The 12,004-nt window shown below is 31.8% G+C and carries 10 protein-coding genes; 4 read left to right on the forward strand and 6 right to left on the reverse strand.

The features are described 5' to 3' along the window. Positions 1-252 precede the first annotated feature (252 nt). The 3 genes from ACFS5M_RS07665 to ACFS5M_RS07675 all read left to right on the forward strand — a co-directional run bounded on the left by ACFS5M_RS07665 (position 253) and on the right by ACFS5M_RS07675 (position 3,435). A complete protein-coding gene (locus ACFS5M_RS07665) occupies positions 253-1,167 on the forward strand; it encodes a peptidoglycan DD-metalloendopeptidase family protein (protein WP_183487547.1) in 915 nt (304 codons plus the stop codon). 189 nt (positions 1,168-1,356) lie between these two features. Beyond that, complete coding sequence (locus tag ACFS5M_RS07670) at positions 1,357-1,926, forward strand: hypothetical protein (RefSeq protein ID WP_183487549.1); 570 nt, start codon at positions 1,357-1,359, stop codon at positions 1,924-1,926. A gap of 15 nt (positions 1,927-1,941) precedes the next feature. After that, positions 1,942-3,435, forward strand: a complete 1,494-nt coding sequence (locus tag ACFS5M_RS07675; RefSeq protein ID WP_183487551.1) for a serine hydrolase — start codon at positions 1,942-1,944, stop codon at positions 3,433-3,435. Positions 3,436-3,503: 68 nt separating this feature from the next. Here the strand turns inward: ACFS5M_RS07675 and ACFS5M_RS07680 are convergent, their stop codons facing one another. The 5 genes from ACFS5M_RS07680 to ACFS5M_RS07700 form a co-directional block, all read right to left on the reverse strand. Next, positions 3,504-4,118: a hypothetical protein gene (locus tag ACFS5M_RS07680; RefSeq protein WP_183487553.1), complete on the reverse strand. Its 615-nt coding sequence runs from the start codon at positions 4,116-4,118 to the stop codon at positions 3,504-3,506. 167 nt (positions 4,119-4,285) lie between these two features. Continuing rightward, a complete protein-coding gene (locus ACFS5M_RS07685; RefSeq protein ID WP_183487555.1) occupies positions 4,286-5,050 on the reverse strand; it encodes a DUF481 domain-containing protein in 765 nt (254 codons plus the stop codon). A 28-nt stretch (positions 5,051-5,078) separates the two neighbouring features. Then, on the reverse strand, positions 5,079-5,537 hold the full coding sequence (locus tag ACFS5M_RS07690) for a cold-shock protein (protein WP_183487557.1): 459 nt from the start codon (positions 5,535-5,537) through the stop codon (positions 5,079-5,081). Positions 5,538-5,624: 87 nt separating this feature from the next. Further along, positions 5,625-6,743 (reverse strand): DEAD/DEAH box helicase, encoded by a 1,119-nt coding sequence (locus tag ACFS5M_RS07695; RefSeq protein WP_183487559.1) that lies wholly within the window; start codon positions 6,741-6,743, stop codon positions 5,625-5,627. A gap of 23 nt (positions 6,744-6,766) precedes the next feature. Continuing rightward, positions 6,767-7,993, reverse strand: coding sequence for a class I SAM-dependent rRNA methyltransferase (locus ACFS5M_RS07700; RefSeq protein ID WP_183487561.1), 1,227 nt, complete (start codon positions 7,991-7,993; stop codon positions 6,767-6,769). 173 nt (positions 7,994-8,166) lie between these two features. On the opposite strand from ACFS5M_RS07700, the gene ACFS5M_RS07705 reads away from it, so the two are divergent. Beyond that, on the forward strand, positions 8,167-9,024 hold the full coding sequence (locus ACFS5M_RS07705) for an OmpA/MotB family protein (RefSeq protein WP_183487563.1): 858 nt from the start codon (positions 8,167-8,169) through the stop codon (positions 9,022-9,024). A gap of 74 nt (positions 9,025-9,098) precedes the next feature. On the opposite strand, the gene ACFS5M_RS07710 is transcribed toward ACFS5M_RS07705, so the two are convergent. Further along, positions 9,099-11,939: a M16 family metallopeptidase gene (locus tag ACFS5M_RS07710; protein WP_183487565.1), complete on the reverse strand. Its 2,841-nt coding sequence runs from the start codon at positions 11,937-11,939 to the stop codon at positions 9,099-9,101. Between the last annotated feature and the right edge of the window lie 65 nt (positions 11,940-12,004).

Consider the following 12,004-nt stretch of genomic DNA (forward strand, 5'->3'; position numbering starts at 1 on the left):
TGGTATTGATTTTAATGATGATTAATATTAGATATGACAGCGAAGTCATAATTATGATTTGCTAACATTAATTTAAGGGAGACTTAAATGTACAAAAAATATGGCAAAGAACTTCCAGTTCATTAGGCATGATAAATAAGATTCAAAAAGGAATAAAAATATTAAGTGTTAATTTCTAACACGACCTTAACATAAATTATCGTTTAAAATATTTATATTCGGCAATCAAAAAAAATGAGCATCAATTAATTAATGAGATTATTAGTTTCTTTTACATTAATACTACTAAGCATAAGTACCTATGCACAAAAGAATAAGTATTTACATACAATAGATTTTTCTAAATTTGAATTTTCTCCTCAAAGCATTGATTCTAATCTAAGTAATAAAGTTGAAGACTCTGCTGTAGTGGCAATAGATATTAAGGCTGAATATTGGGACAACAAAGTTTACAATCCTTATAAAGATGCTGAAGTTGAATTTCCGTTGCAACTTCAATTTAAAGATACAAGTTACGCCTCTCCTATCGGAAAAAATAAAGTTATAACGTCTCGCTATGGATGGCGACATGGCAGAGCACATAAAGGCATTGATATTGATTTAGTTACTGGCGACAGTGTTTATAGTATGTTTGATGGTATTGTTCGATTAGCAAGATATAATACTGGACACGGAAGAACAGTCGTTGTAAGACATTTTAATGGCCTTGAAACGACATATGCACACTTATCAAAATATGGTGTTAAAGAAAATGATACTGTAGCTAAAGGAGCTTATTTGGGTAAAGGTGGCGTTTCTGGAAATGCAAGAGGAAGCCATTTACATCTTGTTATTAATTATAAAGGAATTTCTATAAATCCTGAGTATTTATTTGCGTTTAATAATGACAATACCATAAGGTCTAAAGAGGTTTGGGTCACTAAAAAATGGACACGTCCTTATGCTCATAGCTCAAAACGACAAAGTAAAATTAATTTATTGCGTTCTGAAGAAGACGTTTTAGCAAGTTTACAAAAACAAACAAAAATTTATGTTGTCAAACGTGGTGATACTTTATCAAGAATTTCTGCAAGAAACAATGTATCTATTGCTTCACTCTGTAAAGCCAATGCTATTCATAGAAATGCATTAATTAGAGTTGGTCAAAAATTGGTTATTGAAAACTAATCAAATTTCACTTTAAAAGTGCACACCCAAAAACATGACGCAATTTAATCAATCTAATCTTAACCTCGCATTCACTATAAACTAAAGTCTATCCTTTTGCTTTGCAAAAATTGACACTTCTTTTACATTCTTTTGACATTTATTTAGATTGCTTCGGGTAGTTTTATATCAACATTAAAAATATAAACTATGAAACCATGTATTCTAAGCCTTGTGCTCTTATTAAGTCTGAGTTGTAGCTCAGATAAAAACCCAAATAGTAATCTGATTGCTAGTGTTGAAGCAAATGATCAAAAAAACGTAAACATAGCAAATAAAAGGACTACAGGACCCTTTACTACAGATCCTTATAAACTAATGTTTGATGTACAAAAACGCAAAGATGATGCCTATGATTTAATCGTTAACATCGAATTAAATGATGGTGCGCATTTTGTTTCTCCGCATGCCAAACAAGATTTTAAAGGCAAGTTTTATATGGATCTTGGGAGTTATACACATCTTGATTTTGATGGAGATATCTTAGAAACACCACCTTCTGTTGAAGAGTTTGATAGCCATCCTTTTGTAAATGGCCTGGTAAATTGGGTACGAGTAAACACAACTTATAGACAGACTTTGAAGATAAAATCTGATGAAGATTTTAAAGTGTTTGGAAGAGTCCGTTTTACTATTGAACCTCGTTGCACACTAGAAGAAATACCTTTTGGAATTTCATATGAAAATGGAATTTTGACATTTTTTGAACCTAAATGCTAATAAAAAACTGTTTTTATGAATAATTACACAAACACCTTATCTAAAACTTACACGTTATGCTGCTTCATATTTGTTGTCTTAGTTTATTCGTCTTGCGGACAAACAAACACTTTTAAGTCTGAGGCCAGTTCAAAAAGTGATAAAATAAACGAAATTGTAAGCTTATATGCCGATTATGATGGCTTTAATGGTTCTGTTTTAGTGGCTCAAGAAGGGGAAATAATTTACAAGAATGGATTTGGCTTTGCGCATATGGAATGGGACATTTCAAATCAAACTGATACAAAATTCCAAATTGCCTCATTGACCAAGTCTTTTACAGCCATGCTAATCATGCAGTTAGTAGCAGAAAACAAACTGGATTTGAATCTGCCAATTTCTACCTACTTACCAGATTATCCAAAAGAAAATGGCAACCTAATAACAATTCATCACTTATTGACGCATTCATCAGGATTAGGGCGCGATGCTTCAGATGATAAAAAATACAATCAACCTAAGGATATGGTGAATCAGTTTGCAAATGCACCACTTCAATTTCAACCTGGAGAACATTTTAAATACAGTAATTCTGGTTATACACTTTTAGGATATATCATCGAAACAATTAGTAAAAAACCTTATGAAGAAGTTCTAAAAGAAAAGATATTTACACCTTTAAAGATGAACAATTCTGGCTATTTTAGACATCAACCACTTATTAAGAAAATGGCAGCTGGCTATGTAAAGGGTTTTGGTGATTTTTTTAATACTATTGGGTCTGATGAATCTAGTGCTTATGCAGCAGGAGCGATTTATTCAACTGTTGAAGATTTATTTCTTTGGGATCAAGCCTTAAGTACAGAAATTCTACTTCCAAAAAAATATATGGATTTAATGTTTGAGAAACATATTCCAGATCCTAGCTATAATGGACACTATGGCTATGGTTGGGAATTAATAAATAAGCCTATTGGCAATACTTCTGAAACTGTACCTACTGTTGGACATAGTGGCTCTATAAGTGGTTTTCGTGCATTATACACAAGAATTCCATCAATTAACGCTACCGTTATATTCTTAAATAATACCAATAGAGCATTTATTATTTCTATGACGACAGCAATTACTGGAATTTTACATGATAAACCTTATGATTTTCCTAAAAAACCATTAGCTAAGTTTATGTCTAAAGTGATAAAAAATGAAGGTATAGCGAAAGGGATTAAATTCTATAAAGACCATAAAGATTTAGATGAATATTATGTTAGTGAAACTGAACTCATAGTTGCTGGATATAGATTCTTGCAGGCTGGAAATGCTGCAGCTGCTGCAGAGGTTTTTAAGCTGAGTACTGAAGTCTTTCCAGATAGAGATAATCCTTATGATAGTTATGCAGAAGCCTTAAAAACTCTTGGTAAAAATAAAGAAGCTATCATCAACTATAAAAAATCATTACAAATAAATCCAAACAATACGAATGCGATAAGAATGCTTAAAGAATTAGGTGTTGATTATATTAATGAATAACCCATAAAAAAAGCCATTCAAAAATATTTTTGAATGGCTTTTTAAGGTATAGTTAGTTAAGGAATTTATTATTTACAACTCGACATGTCTTGACCTAGAATAATATCACGATTGGTGACAAAAAAGTCTTCTTTCTTTTCAAGTTTTAAAATACTTGCTCCACGTCCTTTTTTTATTAATCGTTTACGACGAAATTTAGTTAGTAAAGGGTCATTATCGAAATAAAAGTTATTCAAGTCATATTCTATAGCATCTAAGACTTTAATAACAGGATGAATATGTCTTAAGTCTCCACTTCGATGAACTGTTCCAGGAATAAAAGTATAAAAGGTATACTTTCCATCTGCATCAGTCTTTATTGAAGCACTATGGTGTACTCGACGTACATCATTTTCTTCTATCATTTCGTAATTCCCATCTTCATTTGGTTGATAGATATAAAGTACGACATCTTTTGCAGGAGTTACACCATCAGCGTGATAAATGGTTCCTGTAAGCTTTAACTTATTTTCTTTCGTTTGAAAATCAGGAATACTGTCTATATTATTTAATTGAACTTCAGCGTTTTCATGAATTGAAAGCTCCAGTAAATCATTGATATTGTTAGCAGAATCTTGTGCATTTATCGTTTGAAATGCACTAATGAAGTAGGTAAAACAAAAAAATAAAATTAAATTTTTCATAATAATACATAGTTAGGGTTCTTAAAACTATAGCATTCAATCCATTAGTAAATAAAAAACCTTATGAACGCAATAAATTTTCGCTAAACTGAAAACATGTTCAAAAAAACACGATGAAATGCGTATATAAAACTCCGAAATGGAAAACAGAAAAGAAGATTAAATAATTATATTTTTAGTCCTAAACCAATACTTAAGCTAGAAGTAGATTGCTTATCATAATGGTCAGTTTTACTTAAATAAGAATAATTAAACAGCGTATTTATATTCAACCTCTTACCTATTGGTATTTCTACTTTAAACTGTTCAAGAATCCGATAATTCCCAAAATCAGCATATAAAGGTTGGTAATAAATGGTGTTTAAAAGACTAATATTGCTTTTTGATAATGTGGCATTAAAAGATAAGTAAGTGCTATTTCTGTGGTTATAGAATTTTTTATCGATTGCATCAATTTTTTCAAACTCATACATATAAGAGTTCCCAACATACAGATTTGCCTTTTCTTCCGAAATAATTTTAAACCGAAGACCTGCACCAACTAAATTTCTTCTATTAATATTACTGAAGGCGTTATACTGACTTTGAACAAAGGTTTCAAAACGAAATAAGCGTGTAATCTTATAATTAAAACGGAAGTGCAATAACCACGAATTCCTTAAGTCACTGTTTTCGACATGAACCAGGTTATAGTTTCCTATTAAAAAGTAAATCTTCTTTAAATCTTTAGATTTTAACTGAGCAGATAAGCCATTACTGATTTGATAAATATCATTATCATCAATAGAATCAAAACTAAAATAAAGGTCGTTGTTTAAAACAAAACGAACAGAATCCGTTTGCATACGTTTGCCTTCAATATTAACAATTTGCGAATGTACTGAAGAACTCAATAAAACAAGCGCAAATGAAAATACAAAAGCAAATCTCATAAATGCAAACTCTAAACTTTAATGTGAATTAGATTTTTTTAACACGAACAGCATTCATCCCTTTTTGACCTTTTTCTAGCTCAAAAGACACTTTATCATTTTCTATAATCTCATCTATAATACCACTTACGTGAGTAAAATATTTTTCTTGATTTTCTGAATCAATGATGAATCCAAAGCCTTTTGAAGAATCAAAAAATGAAACTGTACCATTTCTAACAGGATCAAAAGCTTCTCTATCGCTTTCTAAAGTTTTAGGAATACTAACTTCAATATTAGCAGCTTTAACTTTAATTTTTTTAGATGGATCTGGAGGTGTATCGGTTAAATTACCATTATGGTCAACATAAGCAAATTGAATCCCTTCTACGCCATTGGCTTCTTTCTCGGCTTTACGCGCTTCCATTTTTTTTCTTTTATCCTCACGCTTTTTTAAACGTTTTTTTTCCTTTTCACTTTTATTAAATGTTTGTTGCGATTTTGCCATTGATATGCTTAATATGGATTAACTGATCATTAAATTATTTCTCAAATATAATTCTTTACTTAAACTAATGCAAAGATTACAGTGGTTTTAGAGCGTCTTTTGCTTTATCTTAATTCCTAAAGCCGATTCTATTTCTTGCACTTTAGGAACTTCATTTGGCAACACCAATGCAATTGAAACACCTGTCTTTCCTGCTCGTGCAGTTCTTCCAGACCTGTGTGTGTAATATTCTAAATGCTCTGGCAATTGATGATGTATAACAAAACCTAAATTATTGACATCTATTCCACGAGCTGAAACATCTGTAGAAACTAATATTTGTAAGCTTGTATTTTTAAAAGCACGCATGACTTTTTCGCGTTCGCGTTGTTGCATATCGCCTTCTAAAGCAGCAACATCAAACCCCTCTTGTTGCAGTTGATGTGTTAAAGCCTGTGTTCCTGCTTTGGTTCTGCAGAATATGATTCCACGTTCTTCATGACGCTCTTCTAAAACAGTTATAAGCGCATCTAATTTATTTGTGATTGATGTTTCTACAAAATAATGTGAAATGTTCGCATTGACAAGGTGATTTCTATCAATTTCAAGTCTCACCGCATCTTCTCGAATATAACGTTTTACAATAGCTTTTAAATCTTCTGGCATCGTTGCAGAAAATAACCAAGTATTTTTTGAACCTTTTGTTGTTTTAAGAATGGTTGTTAAATCATTTTTAAAGCCCATGCTTAACATTTCATCTGCTTCATCAAGCACAAGAGTTTCTATATTTTTTAGATCAACAATATCTCTTTGTATTAAATCTACTAATCGTCCTGGAGTTGCAACTATAATATGTGTTGTTCGTTTTAAATTACGTATTTGAATATCAATTTTTTCACCTCCATAAACGCCTTCACAAAATATTTTAGCCTCATTATACTTCGTAAACTTAAAAAGTTGTTTTTTAATTTGCTGAACAAGCTCTCGTGTTGGTGATAAAATAAGTGCTTGAATAGCGTCTTTCTTAGGATTGATTTTATGCAAAATTGGCAATCCATATGCCGCAGTTTTTCCTGTTCCTGTTTGAGCTAACCCAATAAAATCGGTTTTAGATTGCAATAAAATTGGAATGGCTTGCTGCTGAATTTCTGTAGGGTCTTTAATCCCTAATTCCTTGAGTGATTTTATATAATTCTTCTGAATTCCTAAATTGAAAAATGATGACATACCTATATTTTTTTTAACTCTATTTAATCTTCAAATCTATAATAACTACACTTTAAATATGCGCCCTCAGGAAAACCGATAGGATGATCTACATCATGTTGGGTTTTTAAAACGCATTTATAAAGTCTCTGTGATTCACGTAATACCTGAGCATTAATATCAAAAAAAGTCTGAGCAAGTATTCTACTAGAACATGAGGCGAGAACCAATAAACCATTATTGCCAGTTAGTTCTAAGCCCAATTGTGCTAATTGTGCATACTTCTTTTTCGCTAAATCAATTTCGCTCTGTTGCTTTGCAAAACTTGGAGGATCAATTACAACTAGATCAAATGTTTTTTGATTTGCAATTAACTTTTTCATCGCTTTAAACGCATCTCCAGCAATGGTTTTATGCGTTCCAGAATAATCATTTAATTTCCCGTTAGCTATAGCCATTTGAAGCGCTTGCTTACTAATATCTAGACTAGTGACTTCTTTAGCATGATTGGCTAATGCGTGTACCGAAAATCCTCCAGCATAACTAAACACATCTAAAACTGTTTTATCTCGACTCCACTCACCTACTTGTTTTCTATTAAGTCTATGGTCTAGAAAATAACCTGTTTTATGACCTTGAATAACATTGGCGGAAAAATTCACTCCATGTTCCTCGAATATCACGACATCATTTTCAAGCATACCGTAAACAACTTCTCCATCTTTTAAATCATGTGTTTTACTCTGCTGTAATCCTCGACTTAAACGAAGAACTACAGTTTCACTTTGACTTACTTTGACTAAATTTTCTATAAGAGATTGTAAATGATTTAACCATATTTCTGAATATAGTTTTACTACTAAAACTTTTGCATATACATCAGCTATTAAACCTGGAAATCCATCATTTTCGCCAAAAATCAATCTGTAACTATTAGTTTCAGTTAACAATAAAGGCTTACGTTTATGAAATGCTATCGAAATTTTCTCCGCAAAAAAAGTATCATCAATACTAATAGCATCGCCATGATGCAACATTTTTATTCGAATTGGAGAGGACAAATCAAATAAGCCAAAACCAATAATCTTATTTTTATTCTTCCCAAAAATAATAGCTAAATCGCCTGTTTCTGGTGTTTTATTCATTTTTACAATACTATTCGAAAACACCCAAGGATGATTTTGCAATACAGAACGTTCTCCCTTTACATTCAATTTTACTGCAATGCGTTGACTTGGTTTTGAATTAGGAAAAGTTCTAGAAAAGTACATGACAAATTTTTTGCTAAAGTATAACATTTAAAGCTGTTAAGAATATAGTATTAAAGCGATTTTTTAAGACATGTTTTTGGAAGAGTTGAAAAAAAAATAAAAAAAAGTAGGACGCTTGAAATCTATAATAGATTTACTTCCGTAAATAAATTAAACTAAAACGATTATCGATTATGAAAAAATTTTCACTCCTATTGCTTGCTGCAATAGTTTTAACTTCATGTGTTTCTAAAAAGAAATTTCTTGCTTTAGAACAGGAAAATGGAGAGATTAAAAGCGAATTGACTAAAACAAAAGTAGAAAAAGAAGATTTAGAAGCTAAATTTTCAGCTATTCAAGCACGAGTAGATGAATACAATACTAAAATTAATTCTTTAGCATCACTAAATACGTCTTTAAATGAAGAAAATGATGCGAAAATGGAAACAGTTGCTAACGTTGCTGTTATTTCAACAGATACTAAGCGAAAAATGCGTGAAACATTAAAAAATGTTGATCCGATGTTATTAAGTCAAGCAACGACTTTAAAAGATTCTATGGATTTAGCTGTTTCTTATAATTTAAAGAAAACTATAGACACATCAACTTTTGATGAAAGTGATGATGTTGCAATTAGTATTGATGAAACCGTAGTTATGATTTCTATTTCTGATAAAATGTTATTTAATTCAGGAAGTTATCGAGTGAGTAATAAAGCCAATGACATTTTACAAAAACTTGCCGATGTAATCAATTCTGAACCAAGCATTGATGTTATGGTTGAAGGTCATACAGACTCAAGAAGTATTAACACTGATAAAATTCAAGACAACTGGGATTTAAGTGTATTACGCGCAACTTCAGTCGTTAGAAAATTACAAAATCAATATCATGTAGCTCCTGAAAAATTAATCGCCTCTGGACGCAGTAGTTACCAACCTTTAGTTGGAAATGACACTAGAGAAGATCGCGCTAGAAATAGAAGAACAAGAATTATTATCTTACCAAATATTGATAAGTTCTTTGCTTTAATGGCCTCTTCTGAAGAATAATAACATACACTTTATTATATTAAAAAACGCAACTATTATAATAGTTGCGTTTTTTTATTTAAGGGATTGACACTTTACAATGAAGCGTCTTCACCTTCAATAATATTTCCATAAATATCTAACTCAATAACAGGTTTACCTAATTTTTTAACCTCTTCGAATTGTGTTTTCTTATCTCCAACAACCAAATAAACCATATCTTCTTCCTTCAAATAGTTGTTAATTATAGAATGGTAGTTATCTAGAGTCATACTTACTAACTCATCTTGATCATCGACAATATAAGTCACAGGCTTGTTGTATTTACTTATATTTCTTAAAATAGAAAGCTGAGCACCTAGGCTTTCATAAGCTCTAGTATTACTTTTTAAAACTTTGTTTTTCGTCAATTCAACTTCAGTATCTGTGAAGCTAGATCCATAATCGGTTAGCATTTGTTTAATGATCTCTAAAGATTTTAAAGTTGCGTTTGCTCTAACACTTGTTCGCACAGAAAAAGGTGCAATTTCACTAGATTGAGAGACACCAGAATATGCTCCATAAGTGTAACCTTTCTCAATACGTAAGGTTTGAAATAAGCGTCCGCTTGAACCACCTCCAATAATTTCATTTGCAAAACTCAAGTTATTTGCATCATTATCATTTTCAGAAAGTGCAAGTTTTCCAATTCTAATCACAGATTGTTTTGCATCAGGAATATCAATAAAGTAAACATTACCCTTTTTAGAATTGATTGGTAAATTATTATAAGGAATAGCAATTTTGTAGCCAGTCCAATCATTTAAAATACGTACAACATTCTCGGTTTGGCCTTTAGTAATTGCTCCAGCAATATGAAACTTTGCCTCTCTTGGTGACAAATTATTATAATAAGATTTTAAGTCACTCATTGAAATATTTTTAGTGGACTCTAAGGTTCCAGAACCAGGTATTCCAAATCTGTGATTATCGCCATAAATTAATTTATTAAAGACCATAGAGCCAATAGCATTTGGGTTAGCCTCTCTTCCTTTTAAGCTCGTTTCTAAAGCTAATTTTAATCGCTCAAATTCTTTTTCATCCCAACGTGGTTCTAGAATTATCTCTTTAACTAGAGCCATAGTAGCTTCAAAGTTTTTAGTTAGGCAAGATCCTGTAATGTGAAAGTCTTCTTTATCGCTATACATATTTATTGAAGCACCTAATAAGCCAATGGCTTCTTCTAAATCTGCAGACGTTTTAGATGCAGTACCTTCCATTAATAAGTCACTCAATAAGCTAGAAACCCCAGCTTTACCAATAGGATCTAATAAATGCCCTCCAGGTATAGTGATATCAAATTGTACTAATGGCACTTCATTATTTTCAATACCATACAAAGTCAATCCATTATCTAAACTACTCGTCCAAATTTCTGGAGCTTTAAACAATGGCAGTTCACCAAAATCGGGTTCACTTCTATCATGTATGGTTTCAGTTTTTTCATAAACAGCTTCTTCACCTTGTCCAACTTCTTCATTAGCTACGTTTTGTCGCACTTGTTCTATCCAAACTTTAGCTTCTTTAGCTTCAGAAACAGCTAAGTCTAATTGTCCTTTAGGAACAACACTTGTCATCACATAATTCTTATTCTTGATATACTTGTTAAAAACACGCATAACATCATCTGCAGTTACAGCATTGGTTAGTTTAGCACTTTCAACAATAAACCCAGGATCGCCTTTAAATTCATTGTCTTGTACAAGTTGAAATGCTTTGTTTAAAACTGTGCTTATGCCTTGGTATAAGTTAGTTTCTAATTCAGCTTTAATACGTTTGAGGTCATTTTCATTGACACCATTAGACTCGAAACGTGCGAGGCCTTCTTCTATAGCATTTTTAACTTCGTCTAAATCTATCCCTTCATTGGCACGAACTCTAAAAACAAACTCACCAGCAATTTCATTACTCGATTGATAGCTGCTCACGTTTGGCGCTAATTTTTTTTCTTCAACAAGCACATTATACAAAGGCGCTTTCTTGCTTCCACTTAATAATTGTCCCAATATTTGCAAAGCATAAACATCTTCATGATACTCTTCAACAGATGGAATTACCATTCTTAACTCTGGAAGTTTAGCAAAATTATCTTCAAAATAGAGCGATTTGGTTTCGGTAAGCGTTACTGGCTGAGCTTGCAGTTCTTCAACTTCTGGTCCGCTAGGAATTTCACCAAACCATTGTTCTACTAATTTTTTAGTTTCTTCAATATCGATATCACCAGCAATCACTAAAGATGCGTTACTTGCACCATAATATTGATTATAAAACTCTTTAACATCATCAATAGTTGCAGCTTGTAAATCAGGTAATGCGCCTATGACTGTCCAACTATAAGGATGTCCTTCAGGGTACAAATTTTTTCTAATGATTTCATCTGTATACCCATAAGCTGCATTATCGACACGCTGGCGTTTTTCATTTTTAACTACTTGTTTTTCACGCTCTAAAGCCGCCTCAGTAACAGTATTAATCATATATCCAAAACGATCAGAATCTATCCAAAGAATTTTTTCAAAAGCATCTTTAGGCACGACTTCATAATAAACAGTTCCATCGCTCCAAGTACCACCATTACGGCTTCCACCCCATTCAGGTATCATTTTTCTATTAGCGCCTACAGGAACATTTTCAGAATCATTAAAACTCATATGCTCAAAAAAGTGAGCAAAGCCTGTTTTTCCAGGTTTTTCTCGATTAGACCCTACATGCATCATGGTTGCAACAGCAACAATTGGATCGCTATGATCTTCATGCAGAATAACTTCAAGTCCATTATCTAAGACAAACTTTTCATAATCGATTTTAAACTCTGTAGTTTTTTGTGAAATAGGTTCTGGTTTCTCGCAAGAAATAAAAGCAAGACCAAGTAATGTAATCATTAAGTATTTATGCATAACAGTATTTTTGATGATATAAATATAATAAATTGTTAGCTTAAAATTAATCGTTAAACAACTCT

This window comes from Lacinutrix iliipiscaria (assembly GCF_042686125.1).
Taxonomy (GTDB): Bacteria; Bacteroidota; Bacteroidia; order Flavobacteriales; family Flavobacteriaceae; genus Oceanihabitans; species Oceanihabitans iliipiscarium.